This window comes from Pseudomonas palleroniana, from assembly GCF_022836895.1.
GTDB lineage: Bacteria > Pseudomonadota > Gammaproteobacteria > Pseudomonadales > Pseudomonadaceae > Aquipseudomonas > Aquipseudomonas palleroniana.
Map to the genome: position 1 here is coordinate 4,030,295 of NZ_CP092411.1, position 14,713 is coordinate 4,045,007.

Consider the following 14,713-nt stretch of genomic DNA (forward strand, 5'->3'; position numbering starts at 1 on the left):
CGGTGGGTCAGTTAAGTCTGTATTGACTGGTGCACCGCTATCGGGAGCAAGCCCCCTCCCACAGTGACCGCATTTACCATCAAACAATAATGCTGAGCACCCCACCATGACCCGGCAAAACCTGTTCCTTGGCATCGACTGTGGCACCCAGGGCACCAAGGCCATCGTCCTTGATGCTTCCAGCGGCAAAGTCCTGGGCCTGGGCGCCGCCGCGCATACACTGATCAGCGGTGCCAACGGCCGGCGCGAGCAGCACACTCAGGAGTGGCTCGACGCCTTTACCGAAGCCACTCACCGCGCCCTGCAACAGGCTGGTGTGGATGGCCAGGACATCCTCGGCATCGGTGTTTCCGGCCAACAGCACGGGCTGGTCTTGCTCGATGATCAGGGCCAGGTGCTGCGCCCGGCCAAACTGTGGTGCGACACCGAAACCACGCCTGAAAACGAGCGCCTGCTCGCGTATCTGGGGGGCGAACAAGGCTCGCTGGAACGTCTCGGTGTGGCGATCGCACCGGGCTACACCGTGTCGAAACTGCTCTGGACCCGCGAACAACATCCGCATGTATTCGCCCGCATCGCCCATATCCTGTTGCCCCACGACTACCTGAACTATTGGCTGACCGGCCGCGCCGTCGCGGAATACGGCGATGCTTCAGGCACCGGTTATTTCAATGTGCGCACCCGCGGGTGGGATCTGGACCTGCTCCAGCACATCGACCCCAGCGGCCGCCTGGAGGCCGCGCTGCCGCAGCTGATCGAGGCGAACCAGACGGTGGGCAGCGTGCTGCCGGCCATCGCCGAACGCCTGGGCATCAATCCCGGCGCGGTGGTTTCCAGCGGTGGCGGCGACAATATGATGGGCGCCATCGGCACCGGCAATATTGCCCCGGGCGTGATCACCATGAGCCTGGGCTCATCGGGCACCGTGTATGCCTTTGCCGACCAACCCAGCGTCAGCCCGCAGGCATCGGTGGCGACCTTCTGCTCATCCAGCGGCGGCTGGCTGCCGCTGATCTGCACCATGAACCTGACCAATGCCACCGGGGTGGTTCGCGAGTTGTTCGAGCTCGACCTGGCGGCATTCAACAGCCTGGTCGCGCAAGCCCCGATCGGCGCCGAGGGCGTGAGCATGATGCCGTTCCTCAACGGCGAACGCGTGCCCGCCCTGCCCCACGCCACCGGCAGCCTGCACGGCTTGACCATGACCAACCTGACCCGCGCCAACCTGTGCCGCGCCGTGGTCGAAGGCACCACCTTCGGCCTGCGCTACGGCCTGGATCTGCTGCGCCAGACCGGCCTGCAAAGCCAGAGTATCCGACTGATCGGCGGTGGCTCGAAAAGCCCGGTGTGGCGGCAGATGGTCGCCGATATCATGAACACCGAAGTGGTGTGCACCGAACAAAGCGAAGCCGCCGCCCTGGGCGCGGCGATCCAGGCCGCGTGGAGCCAGTCCGGCGAATCCCTGGCCAGCCTCTGCGACAAATGTGTGAGTGTCGACCCCACCAGCCGTACCCTGCCGGTGGCAAGCAATGTCAGTGCCTATCAACAGGCTTACGAGCGCTACCAGCAGCTCGTGGCAACCCTTTAAGAGCGAACGACTATGTATCTGGTGTGTGGCGAAGCGCTGTTCGATTTTTTCAGCGAAGAAGATGCCGGCGGGCAGGCTTCCAAGGTCAATTACAAGGCGATTGCCGGGGGATCGCCGTTCAACGTCGCGGTGGGCCTGCGCCGTCTCGGTATCGCGGCCGGTCTGTTCGGCGGGTTGTCGACCGACTTCCTGGGGCGACGCCTGCTGCAGGTGCTCAAGGACGAGGGCGTAGATGAGCAATTCCTGGTGGAGTTTGCCGCGCCCACCACGTTGTCGATGGTTGCCGTGGGTGCCAATGGCTCGCCGCAGTACAACTTCCGTGGTGAAGGCTGTGCCGACCGACTGCTGGAGATCGCCCATCTACCCGAGCTGGGCGCCGACATTCGTGGCTTGCATATCGGCTCATTTTCACTGGTGGTACAGCCGGTGGGCGACACCCTGCTGAGCCTGGTCAAGCGCGAAAGCGGCAAGCGTTTGATCAGCCTCGACCCCAACGTGCGCCTCAACCCGCAGCCGGACATCCAGCTATGGCGCGACCGCGTGGCCGAGCTGGTCAAGCATGCCGACCTGATCAAGGTCAGCGATGAAGACCTGCACCTGCTCTACCCCGAGCAATCGCCGGAAAGCGTGCTGCAAGGTTGGCTGCAGCACCGTTGCCAGCTGGTATTCCTCACCCGCGGCGGCGATGGCGCCAGCGTATTCAGCCGCCAGCACGGCACGTGGTCGCAACCGGCAGTCAAGGTGGTGATGGCCGATACCGTGGGGGCGGGTGACACCTTCCAGGCTGCGCTGATTGCCTGGTTGACCGAGCAACAGCTGGATTCGGTGGAGGGCCTGCAGCAGCTGACCCGCGCGCAGGTGGACAGCATGCTCGGCTTTGCCATCCGCGCCGCCGCCATGACCTGCAGCAAGACCGGACCGGACCTGCCGTATCGCCACCAGTTGGGTTCATGAAAGTTTTGTCAGCCAGGAAAAAATTAATCGATGGTTAATCCCGCCGGTCGACAGTGAAGTCGAACCCTTTGCGGAGCACCATCATGAAACTGCGTACCTTACTGTTTACCGGCCTGTTCACCGGCACATTGGCTCTGGCGGCAGGCTCGGGCATGGCCCAGGCCGATACCTCGCCGGCTGCGGCCAAACCCGTGCAATATCAATACGGGATGCCATTGAACATCGACAGAGTGATCGCCATGCACGAAACCGATACCGACGAGTGCAAGGTCATCAATGCGGATATCAAATTCGTGGACAAGGCAGGCAAGGTGGAAGACGTGGGCTACCGGAAGATGTCCGAAGCCTGCGACTTTCAGAATTGAAGCGTTGAAGCATCAGGAAAATGCACACCCCGCCCGCCTGCTCGCGGCGGCCACGGTAACGGCACTGGGCCTGGGATTTATCCAGGCCCACCGGTCTTCAGTCACTCAACCTCAGGCGTCGGCCTAGTAATAGCCACGTCCGCCAACTCTTTGCAGGACGGGTGCATGGGCTTGCCGGAGGTCTTCACGCAACCCGGTGATCAGGTTGCAAATCGCTCGACTGCTGTCGAGTGTGTCCGCGTTTATCCCTTTGACTTCCAAATCCACCCGGTCACGATCCTGGTCGTCAAAGACTTTGATCGTCAGCGAAGCATCTTCGGCTTTGGTGCATTCGCACCGTTTGGGCAGGAAACTTCCTTCAATAATGCTGCGAAGTTCTAATTCCGAAAGCATGACCAACCTCTCCTTATATTTATGAGACTGCCAACTACATCATGGTGTGTCCGGCAGGCATGTGCCCTGCCACGTCTTGCCGACCCTGGAAGACGCTTACCTCCATCAGCCTACTCGGCAAACTCAAGGTGCGTTGTAACCATTCCTCATAAGCACACCGCTGATTCATATAACTTGACGCATGCCCCGTTTATACCGAGTGAACTTTCGTCGAAACCCGCTGATTAAACGTTTAACGTACGCACTTGTATTAAACCGGACCTTGTGCGGCGACCCTTTCAGCAACATGTCGTAAACTATCAAAGTTGATATTAGCCCCTGAATTAACCGCCACCAACGTTTGCCCGCGCACATCCCGTTGCGCCACATAACGGCGTAGCCCAGCCACCGCCAGTGCGCCGGAAGGCTCGGTGATGGCGCGGGTATCGTCGTAGATCAACTTGATGGCACTGCACAATTCGTCGTTGCTTACGGTGATGACTTCATCCACCCAGTTGCGGCAGATCTCAAACCCGTACGCGCCGATCTGCGCCACCGCCGTGCCATCGGCAAACCCATCGACACTGGGCAGCACCACCCGCTCGCCCGCTTGCAGGGCGGCCAACAGGCAACTGGAGCCTTCGGACTCGACCCCGACGATGCGCACTTGCGGCCGCAGGTATTTGACATACGCCGCGATGCCAGCGATCAAACCACCGCCCCCCACCGGCACGAAGATCGCGTCCAACGGCCCCTGCTGCTGACGCAGTATTTCCATGGCAACCGTGCCTTGGCCGGCAATCACATCCGGGTCATCAAAGGGCGAGACAAAAGTGCAACCCGAGGTCTCGACCAGTTGCAGCGCGTGGGCCAGGGCCAACGGGAAGCTCTCCCCATGCAGTACCGCGTCGGCGCCACGCGAGCGCACGCCCAACACCTTCAACTCCGGCGTGGTACACGGCATGACAATGCGCGCGCGGATCCCCAGCTCACGCGCCGCCAGTGCCACCCCCTGGGCATGATTGCCCGCCGACGCCGTCACTACGCCTCGGGCCTTTTGTTCGGCCGTCAGTTGCACCAGGCGGTTGTAGGCCCCGCGGATCTTGAAGGAGAACGTCGGTTGCAGATCTTCGCGCTTGAGCAACACCTGGTTGCCCAGCAGCGCCGACAGCGCCGGCGCGGCTTGCAAGGGGGTGCGCACCGCCAGGTCATAAACCGGCGCGGCGAGGATCTTTTTCACGTAGTGCTCAAGCAGGCTCGTGTCGGTGGCCTGGACGGCGCGGCGGGTAGTCATGGGTGGCTCCTGGTGGTGTGTGAGGCGCCCAGGAGTCGGAAAAACAAAACCCGCCTCTAGGGCGGGTTTGGGTGCAGCCGTGTGCTATCCCGCCAAATGAGGAATGGCGGTAATAATGCTTGGCTGGCTGCGGAAGGCTTGAAATGTCATGCAACGAAATTAACCGGCGACCCGCAGGCAAGTCAATGCTCACGCTCCATTTATCCGCCGGGCTTTACGAGCGATATATGAAACATATACGCTTTGTATATTCCATTTACGCAGTGAACCCTATGGGCATCATCAAGATCACCGACCCGTTGCACGAACAACTACGCCTGGCCAGCGCCGCCATGGACCGCTCCATCAACGCCCAGGCCGAATTCTGGATCAAGATCGGCCTGCTCGCCGAGCTCAACCCGCACCTGCCCTACAACGAACTGATCAACAAGCTGTTGCTGGACAAACCCGACCTGATCCGAGGCCGCAGTTGATGATCAAGACCCCCGCACAACTGGCCGTGATGCGTGAAGCCGGGCGCCTGCTGGCCCAGGTGTTTACCCTGCTCGACGGCCTTGTCGCCGCCGGCCGCTCCACCCTGGAGCTGGACAGTGCCGTCGAGGCGTTCATCCGCAACGACCTCAAGGCCCGCCCGGCGAGCCTGGGGCAATACGACTACCCGTTCTGCATCAACACCTCGATCAATGAAGTGGTGTGCCATGGCATGCCCAGCGCCAAGGATATCCTCAAGGACGGCGACATCATCAATATCGACATCACCCTGGAAAAAGGCGGCTTTATCGCTGACTCCAGCAAGATGTACATGATCGGAAATGTGGCCCCCAAAGCCCAGCGGCTGGTGGAAAAGACCTTTGAGGCGATGTGGGCCGGCATCCGCCAGGTCAGGCCCGGCGCACGGTTGGGGGATATCGGGCATGCGATCCAGAGCCATGCGCAGGCCAATGGGTACAGTGTGGTGCGTGAGTATTGCGGCCACGGGATTGGGCGCCAGATGCACGAAGAACCGCAGATCCTGCACTTCGGCCGGCCCGGCACCGGGATGGAGTTGCGTGAAGGGATGGTGTTCACGGTGGAGCCGATGCTCAATCAGGGCAGCTCGAAAGTGCGCAGCCTGAAGGATGGATGGACCGTGGTGACCCGGGACAATAGCTTGTCGGCACAGTGGGAGCATACCGTGGCGGTGACGGCGGACGGGTTCGAGGTGCTGACGCTGCAGCCCGCCGTTTGACCCGTTTGTTGTAGGAGCAAGCTTGCTCGCGAAAACCCCACAGGCGCCGCGTTCATTCAGGCAGCACGCGTTATCGTTGACGTTTTTCGCGAGCAAGCTCGCTCCTACAGGCGGCAAATGCCGGGTATTACCAGACCTGCCCTTGGCGCTTCAACTCCAGGCGCCGCACAAACTCCTCCAGCACCAGGCCGTACAGGTCATCTTGCAGGTAGGCATCTTCGATGCCTGCATCAAGGTTGGGGTTGTCGTTCACCTCGATCACCACCACCTTGTCGCCGGATTGCTTGAGGTCCACGCCGTAGAGGCCGTCGCCGATCAGGTTGGCGGTTTTCACCGCCAGCTCCACCACCGCCTTGGGCGCTTCGTGGACGGCCAGGGTGCGGCACTCGCCGTTGATGTCCTGGCCGATGGCTTTGTGGTTGTAGATTTGCCAATGGCCTTTGGACATGAAGTACTGGCAGGCAAAAATCGGCTTGCGGTTGAGAACGCCGATGCGCCAGTCGTACTCGGTGTAGAAAAACTCCTGGGCCAATAACAGTACGGAATGTTCGAACAACTCGGCAGTGGCCTTGAGCAAGGCCGCCTGGCTTTCCACCTTGATCACGCCACGGGAGAAACAACCGTCGGGGATCTTCAACACCAGCGGGAAACCCAGGCGTTCGCCGACTCGCTCGAAATCCTGCGGGCGTTCCTTATAGAGGATTTCGGTGGCGGGCATGCCCAGTTGATGGCTGTTGAGCAGGTCGGTGAGGTAGACCTTGTTGGTGCAGCGCAGGATCGATGCCGGATCGTCCATCACCACCAGCCCTTCGCTCTCGGCCTTTTTGGCGAAGCGATACGTGTGGTTGTCGACGCTGGTGGTCTCGCGGATCAGCAAGGCGTCATATTCGGCGAGGCGTGAGTAATCCTTGCGCTCGATGAGTTCCACATCAATCCCCAGGCCCCTACCGACCCGCACGAAATTCTCCAGTGCGCGGGCGTTGGACGGTGGCAGTTGCTCCTGGGGATCATGCAGGATGGCCAAGTCATAACGCGCCAATCGACGGGAGCGCGGTTGGCGCCAGATCTTGCGGCTGTAGTTGTCGAGGGCATGGGCGAACTGGTCTTCCTGATCATCGCGCAACTTATGCAATACGCCGGACTTGACCCCTTCGATATGCCAACCGTTATGTTTGCGAAACTCAACTAACAAAATCGGACAGGGGAACGTTTCAAATAACTGGCGGGCCAATTCCTGCAACGCGTCTATATGCGTTCGACCAAAGTAAAGGATCAGGGTAAACCCTTCGGTATTGCTGTAAAGATGATGACTCAAGGCTTTATCGAGGGTTTTATCAAAGTTATCCAGGGACAAGCCATACAGCGACTTCCTGGTCAATTCACTGATGGTGCGCACCGACGGAATCACCTTGTGCCCGCGCGCCTCGGCCAGCAACGAGCAATAGTAACCGTGCCCCAGGTACTTGTAGCTGCGGCACAGGTTGATGACCTGCACGCGCTTGCCCGGCTCGCTTTCGCGGGTTTGTTCCAGGTATTCCTGGGCAGTGACGATGTCTTCGCTGGGAAAGTAGGAAGCCCAGTCTTCCTTGCGCTCGACAATGATCACAACTTGGCTTGGACGTCTGGGCACGCTGGAAAAATAACCCTCGGAGGTTATTGTCGCCGCGACAGTTTGCTCGGATACTTCACGCCAATGACTGTTTACCGCCGACATAATATTTGATCCGCTTTAGAGAACTCGACCTTTTCTATTAAGCACGATCTTTTAGAGAAGTCCCGTTTCGTTACGCAACTTTTACGGCGGTCATATGGCTCTTTCTTTGCGCATTGCAACCTTGGCGGACGTGCCCGAATTGATGGCACTGGAACAGCAGTGCTTCACCAGCGATCGGCTTTCGTTACGCAGTTTTCAGTGGATGATCAGCCGAGCGCATGGACAGTTGTGGGTCGCTGAACGTGATGGGCAATTGCTCGGCTATGCGCTGCTGCTGCTGCGGCGCGGCAGCGCCCTGGCCCGCCTGTATTCGATTGCGATCACCCAGGCTGCGCGCGGCTGCGGCCTGGGTGTGCAATTGCTGACGCATATGGAGGCCCGCGCACGGGAGCAGGGCTGCGCCGCCCTGCGCCTGGAGGTGCGCACCGACAACCCGGTTGCCCTCACCTTGTATGAGCGCAACGGTTATCGGCGCTTCGCCCTGATCAACGACTACTATGCCGACCACACCGCCGCCCTGCGCCTGGAAAAACCGCTGCTCAGGCCACCTGTTTGACGCCGGCCCTGGCCTCCAGCTCGCGTACCAGCGGCAATACCCGCTTGCCGAAGTACTCGACTTCCTCCTGGAAGTGCAGGAAGCCGGCCAGCACCAGGTCCACTCCCACGGCCTTGAGCGCAACAATGCGCTCGGCGATTTGCTGCGGTGTGCCGATCAGGTTGGTCTTGAAGCCGTCGTTGTACTGCACCAGGTCCTCGAAGCTGGACTTGGCCCAGTTGCCCTCGCCTTCCGGTGACGCTTGGCCGGCCTGTCGGGCTGCATCGCCAAAGGCATTCACCGCTTGCGCATCGGCCTTGTCGATTATCTCCGCCAGCACCGCCTGGGCTTCTTCTTCGGTGTCGCGGGCGATCACAAAGGCATTCACGCCGATTTTAACCGCATGGTGATTGGCTGCGGCCTTGGCGCGAATATCATCGACCTGGGCCTTGATGCCTTCGGGGGTATTACCGTTGGTGAAGTACCAGTCCGACACCCGCGCCGCCATGTCCCGCGCGGCCCGCGAGCTGCCGCCCTGGAACACTTCTGGCTGGCCGAGGGGCTTGGGTTTGAGCGTGTAGTTGTTGAAACGGTAGAAGTCGCCCTTGAAGGTGAAGTCGTCCTGGCTCCAGATGCCTTTGAGGGCGCGGATAAACTCCTCGGAACGGCGGTAGCGCTCATCGTGCTCCAACCAGGGCTCGCCAATGGCCTGGAATTCGCCCTTGAACCAGCCGCTGACAATGTTCACCGCGATACGGCCGTTGGTGAGCTGGTCGATGGTCGCCAACTGCTTGGCCGCCAGCGCCGGTTGCCAGGGCCCCGGCAGGATCGCGGCGATGACCTTGAGCTTGGTGGTCGCCGCCAATAGCGCATGGCTGAACGCCACGGATTCATGCTGGTTTTCCGCACCGTAACCTGCGGTAAAGCGAATTTGCGTCAGGCCGTATTCAAAGCCCGCCGCTTCGGCCAATTGTGCCAGTTTGCGGTTGTAGTCGATGCCCCAATGGGTGCGTTGTTCGATTTTGCTGACCACCAGCCCACCGCTGACGTTGGGCACCCAATAGGCGAATTTCACGGCTTGCTGACTCATCTGGCTGTACCTCACACAAGGGATGTACGAGGGCTTGAGCAGCAAGCATGCCAGGCTCAGGCAAAGGCCCGTGCGACAGGCGCTGCGGCGAATAAAGCGGGTCGGCACGCCGGGCGGCGGCTGGCGCGCAACCTGTCTATTTGTCGATCCGCTGTTGCTGGAGCAACAGTGCGCCGCCGCGCTTGCCCCGTAAACACTGGCCCGCAGGCCCGGCACGGACTGTGCAATTGCCTCAAGACTTGATCACTGCCAAGGAGCTGTTCCCCATGACTGAGCAACACATCATCAACCCGCTGTCCGTCGGCGTTGACTACGCCACCTTGGCCGCACGGTTCCGGCCGATCTTCCAGCGTATCGCCGAGGGCGCGGTCGCCCGCGAACACACCCGTACCCTGCCCCACGAGCCGATCGAGTGGCTCAAGCAAGCCGGTTTTGGCGCCGTGCGGGTCCCAGTGGAATACGGCGGTGGCGGCGCCTCGTTGCCCCAGTTGTTCGAGTTGTTGATCGAGCTGGCCGCCGCCGATTCGAACGTCCCCCAAGCCCTGCGCGGGCATTTTGCCTTTGCCGAAGACCGCTTGAATGCAGCACCGAGTGCCGGACGCGACCTGTGGTTCAAGCGTTTTGTCGACGGCGACCTCGTCGGCTGTGCCTGGACCGAAATCGGCAATGTCGCCATCGGTGAGGTGGTCACGCAGGTCAGCCCCGACGGTGATAAATGGCGGCTCAACGGTGAAAAGTTCTACAGCACCGGCAGCCTGTTCTCGGACTGGATCGACGTCTACGCCCAGCGCAGCGACACCGGCGCCGATGTGATCGCCGCCACCCGCACGCACCAGCCCGGCGTGGTGCAAAGCGACGACTGGGACGGTTTTGGCCAGCGCACCACCGGCAGTGGCACCACACGCTTTATCGAGGCGCAGGTGGAAGCCGAAAACGTCATCGACTTTTCCACCCGCTTCAAATACCAGACGGCGTTCTACCAGTTGGTGTTGCTGGCGAGCCTGGCCGGGATTGGCCAGGCGGCACTCAATGACGTGGCTCACCAAGTGCGCAGCCGCAAGCGTATCTACAGCCATGGCAATGCCGCGCATGTCAGCCAGGACGCACAGGTTCAGCAGGTGGTGGGTGAAGTCGCCGCGTGGGTGTATGCCGCCAAAGCCAGTGCCTTGAAAGCTGCCGTACCGGCGCAACGGGCCTACCTGGCGCGCTTTGCGGGAGATGATGCGGCAGAACGCGAGGCCAATGTGGCGGCTGAAATTGAGTCGGCGACGGCGCAGGTGGTGGTGTCGGCATTGATCCAGCGCGCCACCACTGAATTGTTCAACGCGCTGGGCGCGTCGGACGTACGCCAGGGCAAAGCCCTTGACCGACACTGGCGCAATGCGCGCACCGTGTCGTCCCACAACCCGGTGATCTACAAGGCGCGGATTGTCGGCGATTGGGTGATCAATGGCACCGAGCCGCCGTTTGTGTGGCAGATCGGCAATGGCCCGGCGGGGCTTAAAAAGTAAGGGGTAAGCCCCAATGCCAGTCAGTTAAGGCTTAACGCTGTCACTGTGGGAGGGGGCTTGCTCCCGATGGCGGTGTGTCAGTCACGGTTTCTGAACCTGACACACCGCTATCGGGAGCAAGCCCCCTCCCACAATTTATTCTTCGTCTGCTTTATCGCTTAACTGACAGGCATTAGGGCAAGCCCCTTCCCACACTGACCGGTGCTTATCTTAAAAAGCCAGCTTGTAGCCGATGCTCATCAACATGATCGCCAGGCACGGGCGCAGCACGCCGTCCGGGACTTTGCCGGTCATGTGGCTGCCCAGGTAAATGCCCGGCAGCGAGCCCATCAGCAGGAACCCCAGCAGGTGCCAGTCCATGTTGCCCATGCTGGCGTGGCCCAGGCCCGCCACCAGGGTCAGCGGCACGGCGTGGGCGATCTCGGTGCCCACCAGGCGGCGGGTGGCCAGGAAGGGATAGAGGATAAACAGCGCAACGGTGCCCAGGGCGCCGGCGCCGATGGAGGTCAGGGCAACCATGGTGCCGAGGATGGCGCCGGTCACCACCGTGAGCCCGTTCAGGTTGCGCGGGCTCATGTGGTAATCATCGCCGGCATGACGTTGAGCGAAGGCCAACAGGCTTTTCTTGAACAGAATCGCCAGGGCCGTCAGCAGCAGCACCACGCCGAGAGCCTGCTTGATCACCGCGTTCATCGCACTGGGATCGGTGTGCAGGCTGGCAAGGAACCACAGGGTCAGCAACACCGCCGGTACGCTGCCCAGGGTCAGCCAGCCAGTGATGCTCCAGTCGATATTGCGGTTCTTGCTGTGGACCAACACCCCACCGGATTTGGTAATGGCGGCGTACAACAGGTCAGTGCCCACGGCCGTCGCCGGGTTGATACCGAACCACAGCAGGATCGGCGTCATCAAAGAACCACCGCCGACACCGGTCATGCCCACGATAAAACCGACGATCAGGCCAGCGACGACAAACCCCAGATTACCCACATCCATTACAGCTACCCATGGCCTTATAAATTTCTGGCGGCAGGATAGCGATTTTTCTTATAACGACTTATACCAATATGATCTGACTTTATGCCTTTTAGCTTAGTCGGTGGCACACATACGCTTGAGTCTGGTACGGGAACGCTACGCTATCGCGCCCTTGCAACGCGGGGTGAGTGTCGATCAGTGCCTGCAACTGCGCCCTGACCTTGGCCTTTTCGGCATCGGGCAGCGCGGCGATAAAGCTCACCGACAGGAAACGGTCCATGATCACTTCCTGCGGGCTGCCCACATGCTGGTAGGGAAAACAGGTAAGTTCAGGCGCGGAAAAATACTTGCCGGTGAACGCTTCGCGCCAACGCCCGGTATGAAAGCGCGGCGTGTCACCTTCATAAGGTGTGATGATTGCAGTGATGGCGGCGACCCAGTCCACCGACTCATCACGCACATTCCACACCAACCCCAGGCGCCCTCCGGGTTTAAGTACACGGTGGATCTGCGCGAGTGCCGCTTGCGTGGCGAACCAATGAAACGCTTGGGCGCAGACCACTGCGTCGGCGGTGGCGTCCCCTAGCGGGATCGATTCGGCGGTGCCTTCCACCAGGCGCACATCGGGTAGCGACCTGGCCAACTGCGCCGCCATCGCCGCAATCGGCTCGACGGCGATCAACGCAGGCGTCAAGGTGCTGAGCAAGCGGGTGAACTTGCCGGTACCGGCGCCCAGGTCGATCACCGTCGACTGCGGCTCAACCCCCAGCGCCTCACCGAGCCAGCCGATGAGTTGCCGTGGGTAGTCGGGCCTGCCCTGGACGTAGGTGGCGGCCTGGGTCGAGAAGCCCTGCTGGGCAGACGCGTGAACATCGGTCATTGTCGAACGCTCCTCAGTCGAATCGGGGAGCCTGATTATGCGCCTGCCGCCGGCAACCACAACCTGAACCGTGCGCCGCCCAAGGGTGAGGCCAACGCGGTCAATGTTCCGCCCTGGGCTTCAACGGCGCGCCGGCTGATGGCCAACCCCAGGCCGAAGCCGCCGGTGGCGCGGTCGCGGCTGCGGTCCAGGCGATAGAAGGGTTCGAAAATGCGCTCGCGCTGGTCCAGCGGGATGCCGATACCGTCATCGTCCACGCAGATCTCACAGCCCTTGGGGCACACCTTGACCCCCACCTGAATGCGCTTTTCACAATAACGCGTGGCGTTGCGCAGCAGGTTCTGCAACGCGCGGGCGGTGAGGCGTGGGTCAAGGGCGAAACGCTCGACAGCACAGTCAAGCGCCACATCGATGACGATCTCGGGGTTTTCCATCTCGTCATCGACGCTGCCCAGTACGCTGTCGATAAACTCGTCGAGCATCACGTCCACCTGCTCCGGCAAGTGCGCCGGGTTTTGCAGGCGGCTGTAGGAGAGCAATTCCAGCACCAGTTCATCCAGTTCGCGAATATGGGCCACCAGGCTTTGCAAGCGTTCGCGGCTGGCCTGGGGCAAGTCTTCGGACAAGGCCAGCGCCAAGCCGAAATCCAGGCGCGTCAGCGGCGTGCGCAGCTCGTGGGAGACCGCATTGAGCAGGTCGCGTTGCTGGTTGAGCAAGTGCTCGATGTCATCGGCCATGGTATCGAACACCGACGCCAGGCTGCCGATGTTGGAGCTAGGCGGGATGTGCGTACGCTCACTGAGGTTCCCCCTGCCCAGGTGCGCAGCCGTGGTTTTCAGGCGCTCCAGGTCACGCCAGTGCGGGCGCAGCCAGACCAGCAGGCAGGCCAGCAGCGCCGCGCCGATCAACACATTCATCGACCAGTACAGCAGGTTCATGTCCATCGGGTCGGGCGGAACGGTCAGCTTGACCACGAACTGCTGGTTGATCGGTGAACTGATGTCCTCGACCCACCCCCACTCCCCCAGGCGAATCACCGGCTTGCCTTGCTCGAACAGCTTCTCCTCCTCGGGCGTGTAGCTGGCGTCCTGGCGCAACAGCAATTGCACCTTGAGCGGGGCAAAGTCGCGGCCGAGCTGCTCGGTGACCTGCGACCAGCGCTCCACCGGCGCTCGCTGGTATTGCTTGACGATCAGTGCCTGCTGGCCACGGGTCTGTTCGACGTTGTAGTCCATGTAGCGATGTTCGAACAACTGGATGACCAGCTTGGGAATCAGGAAGATCGCCGCGCTGTAGGTGACGATGGTGATCAGGTAGAGACGAATCAGCACACGGAACATGAATCAGCATTCCCACTCGGAACGGCTGAACAGGTAACCCTTGCCCCACACCGTCTTGATCTTGCGCGCCTCACCGGCATGGTCGTCGAACTTGCGACGCAGTTTGGAGATGGCCACGTCCACCGAGCGGTCGGTGCCATTGAATTCGATACCGCGCAGGCGTTGCAGGATCTGGTCGCGGCTGAGCACTTCGCCGGCATGCCGGGCCAGTACCACCAGCAGGTTGTATTCACCGCTGGACAGCTCCACCGGCTGCTCGCGCCAGGTCACCGTGCGTTCGGACAGGTCGATACACAGGTTGCCCATGATGATCTGGTCATTGGCCATCTGCGGTTCGGACAGGCTGCTGCGGCGCAGCAAGGTGCGCACACGGGCAAGCAGTACACGCGGCTCGCAGGGTTTGGTGACGTAGTCGTCGGCGCCCATTTCCAGGCCCAGCACTTGGTCGTGGCTGTCGTCGCGGGCGGTCAGCATCAGGATCGGCAGGCCCGCCGAGTCGGCGCGCAGCAGACGGCACACTTGCAGGCCGTCGAGACCGGGCAGCATCAGGTCGAGGATCACCAGGTCCGGCGGGTTGAGACGCGCACGTTCACGTACATGGTCGCCACGGCTGAGCACGCTGACGTGGTAGCCGTTGCGTTCCAGGTAGCTGGCAATCAGTTCCGAGAGTGCGACGTCGTCTTCCACCAGAAGGATGTTGGGCATAAAGGTGTTTCCAGAAAATACAGTATTGGTCGAACAAAAAATCCCATGTGGGAGGGGGCTTGCTCCCGATAGCAGTGGTTCAGCGCCGCCTATTTCAGCTGATACACCGCTATCGGGAGCAAGCCCCCCTCCCACATCGGATCTCCCGTGCCGGCAAGG

General features: G+C 61.1%; 14 protein-coding genes and 1 pseudogene. 7 read left to right on the forward strand and 8 right to left on the reverse strand.

Annotated elements, in window-relative coordinates; all coding sequences use genetic code 11:
• Window positions 1-106: 106 nt before the first annotated feature.
• The 3 genes from xylB (at window position 107) to MJP36_RS18260 (ending at window position 2,907) form a co-directional block, all read left to right on the forward strand.
• Entirely contained in the window at window positions 107-1,588 is a 1,482-nt protein-coding gene (gene xylB / locus MJP36_RS18250) for a xylulokinase (RefSeq protein ID WP_244383690.1), read from the forward strand.
• A 12-nt stretch (window positions 1,589-1,600) separates the two neighbouring features.
• A complete protein-coding gene (locus MJP36_RS18255) occupies window positions 1,601-2,542 on the forward strand; it encodes a carbohydrate kinase family protein (RefSeq protein ID WP_244383691.1) in 942 nt (313 codons plus the stop codon).
• Window positions 2,543-2,625: 83 nt separating this feature from the next.
• Window positions 2,626-2,907, forward strand: coding sequence for a DUF2790 domain-containing protein (locus tag MJP36_RS18260; RefSeq protein WP_060757059.1), 282 nt, complete (start codon window positions 2,626-2,628; stop codon window positions 2,905-2,907).
• A 123-nt stretch (window positions 2,908-3,030) separates the two neighbouring features.
• On the opposite strand, the gene MJP36_RS18265 is transcribed toward MJP36_RS18260, so the two are convergent.
• Complete coding sequence (locus MJP36_RS18265; RefSeq protein ID WP_060757060.1) at window positions 3,031-3,300, reverse strand: DUF1652 domain-containing protein; 270 nt, start codon at window positions 3,298-3,300, stop codon at window positions 3,031-3,033.
• Between the two features lie 250 nt (window positions 3,301-3,550).
• Window positions 3,551-4,573, reverse strand: a complete 1,023-nt coding sequence (ilvA, locus tag MJP36_RS18270; protein WP_081087100.1) for a threonine ammonia-lyase, biosynthetic — start codon at window positions 4,571-4,573, stop codon at window positions 3,551-3,553.
• 272 nt (window positions 4,574-4,845) lie between these two features.
• Between ilvA and MJP36_RS18275 the strand changes: the two genes are divergently transcribed.
• Entirely contained in the window at window positions 4,846-5,046 is a 201-nt protein-coding gene (locus MJP36_RS18275; protein WP_060757061.1) for a ParD-like family protein, read from the forward strand.
• Window positions 5,046-5,801 carry a type I methionyl aminopeptidase gene (gene map / locus MJP36_RS18280; protein WP_090371402.1) on the forward strand — a complete coding sequence of 252 codons (756 nt, stop codon included), beginning with the start codon at window positions 5,046-5,048 and terminating at the stop codon, window positions 5,799-5,801. The genes MJP36_RS18275 and map overlap by 1 nt, the downstream gene beginning before the upstream one ends.
• A 127-nt stretch (window positions 5,802-5,928) precedes the next feature.
• Here map and MJP36_RS18285 read toward each other — a convergent pair whose 3' ends face one another.
• The gene (locus tag MJP36_RS18285) at window positions 5,929-7,515 is read right to left on the reverse strand and encodes a RimK family protein (RefSeq protein ID WP_244383692.1); all 1,587 of its coding nucleotides are present in this window, start codon (window positions 7,513-7,515) and stop codon (window positions 5,929-5,931) included.
• 94 nt (window positions 7,516-7,609) lie between these two features.
• On the opposite strand from MJP36_RS18285, the pseudogene MJP36_RS18290 reads away from it, so the two are divergent.
• Window positions 7,610-8,059 (forward strand): annotated as a pseudogene (locus tag MJP36_RS18290) (GNAT family N-acetyltransferase); the annotation flags it as partial.
• On the opposite strand, the gene sfnG reads toward MJP36_RS18290, so the two are convergent.
• A complete protein-coding gene (sfnG, locus tag MJP36_RS18295; RefSeq protein WP_161550238.1) occupies window positions 8,055-9,140 on the reverse strand; it encodes a dimethylsulfone monooxygenase SfnG in 1,086 nt (361 codons plus the stop codon). The pseudogene MJP36_RS18290 and the gene sfnG overlap by 5 nt on opposite strands.
• Window positions 9,141-9,406: 266 nt before the next feature.
• Between sfnG and MJP36_RS18300 the strand changes: the two genes are divergently transcribed.
• A complete protein-coding gene (locus tag MJP36_RS18300; RefSeq protein ID WP_090371410.1) occupies window positions 9,407-10,651 on the forward strand; it encodes an acyl-CoA dehydrogenase family protein in 1,245 nt (414 codons plus the stop codon).
• A gap of 210 nt (window positions 10,652-10,861) precedes the next feature.
• Here the strand turns inward: MJP36_RS18300 and MJP36_RS18305 are convergent, their stop codons facing one another.
• The 4 genes from MJP36_RS18305 to MJP36_RS18320 form a co-directional block, all read right to left on the reverse strand.
• Complete coding sequence (locus tag MJP36_RS18305) at window positions 10,862-11,647, reverse strand: sulfite exporter TauE/SafE family protein (protein ID WP_060757067.1); 786 nt, start codon at window positions 11,645-11,647, stop codon at window positions 10,862-10,864.
• A 91-nt stretch (window positions 11,648-11,738) separates the two neighbouring features.
• A complete protein-coding gene (locus tag MJP36_RS18310; protein WP_244383693.1) occupies window positions 11,739-12,509 on the reverse strand; it encodes a class I SAM-dependent methyltransferase in 771 nt (256 codons plus the stop codon).
• A 35-nt stretch (window positions 12,510-12,544) separates the two neighbouring features.
• Window positions 12,545-13,849, reverse strand: coding sequence for an ATP-binding protein (locus tag MJP36_RS18315; protein WP_244383694.1), 1,305 nt, complete (start codon window positions 13,847-13,849; stop codon window positions 12,545-12,547).
• Between the two features lie 3 nt (window positions 13,850-13,852).
• Complete coding sequence (locus tag MJP36_RS18320; RefSeq protein WP_060757070.1) at window positions 13,853-14,554, reverse strand: response regulator; 702 nt, start codon at window positions 14,552-14,554, stop codon at window positions 13,853-13,855.
• Between the last annotated feature and the right edge of the window lie 159 nt (window positions 14,555-14,713).

Coding starts and splice junctions, on each gene's coding strand:
- map (WP_090371402.1), top strand. CDS start 5,046: ATGATCAAGACCCCCGCACAACTGGCCGTGATGCGTGAAGCCGGGCGC.
- MJP36_RS18315 (WP_244383694.1), bottom strand. CDS start 13,849: ATGTTCCGTGTGCTGATTCGTCTCTACCTGATCACCATCGTCACCTAC.
- xylB (WP_244383690.1), top strand. CDS start 107: ATGACCCGGCAAAACCTGTTCCTTGGCATCGACTGTGGCACCCAGGGC.
- MJP36_RS18310 (WP_244383693.1), bottom strand. CDS start 12,509: ATGACCGATGTTCACGCGTCTGCCCAGCAGGGCTTCTCGACCCAGGCC.
- sfnG (WP_161550238.1), bottom strand. CDS start 9,140: ATGAGTCAGCAAGCCGTGAAATTCGCCTATTGGGTGCCCAACGTCAGC.
- MJP36_RS18305 (WP_060757067.1), bottom strand. CDS start 11,647: ATGGATGTGGGTAATCTGGGGTTTGTCGTCGCTGGCCTGATCGTCGGT.
- ilvA (WP_081087100.1), bottom strand. CDS start 4,573: ATGACTACCCGCCGCGCCGTCCAGGCCACCGACACGAGCCTGCTTGAG.
- MJP36_RS18260 (WP_060757059.1), top strand. CDS start 2,626: ATGAAACTGCGTACCTTACTGTTTACCGGCCTGTTCACCGGCACATTG.
- MJP36_RS18300 (WP_090371410.1), top strand. CDS start 9,407: ATGACTGAGCAACACATCATCAACCCGCTGTCCGTCGGCGTTGACTAC.
- MJP36_RS18320 (WP_060757070.1), bottom strand. CDS start 14,554: ATGCCCAACATCCTTCTGGTGGAAGACGACGTCGCACTCTCGGAACTG.
- MJP36_RS18255 (WP_244383691.1), top strand. CDS start 1,601: ATGTATCTGGTGTGTGGCGAAGCGCTGTTCGATTTTTTCAGCGAAGAA.
- MJP36_RS18285 (WP_244383692.1), bottom strand. CDS start 7,515: ATGTCGGCGGTAAACAGTCATTGGCGTGAAGTATCCGAGCAAACTGTC.
- MJP36_RS18275 (WP_060757061.1), top strand. CDS start 4,846: ATGGGCATCATCAAGATCACCGACCCGTTGCACGAACAACTACGCCTG.
- MJP36_RS18265 (WP_060757060.1), bottom strand. CDS start 3,300: ATGCTTTCGGAATTAGAACTTCGCAGCATTATTGAAGGAAGTTTCCTG.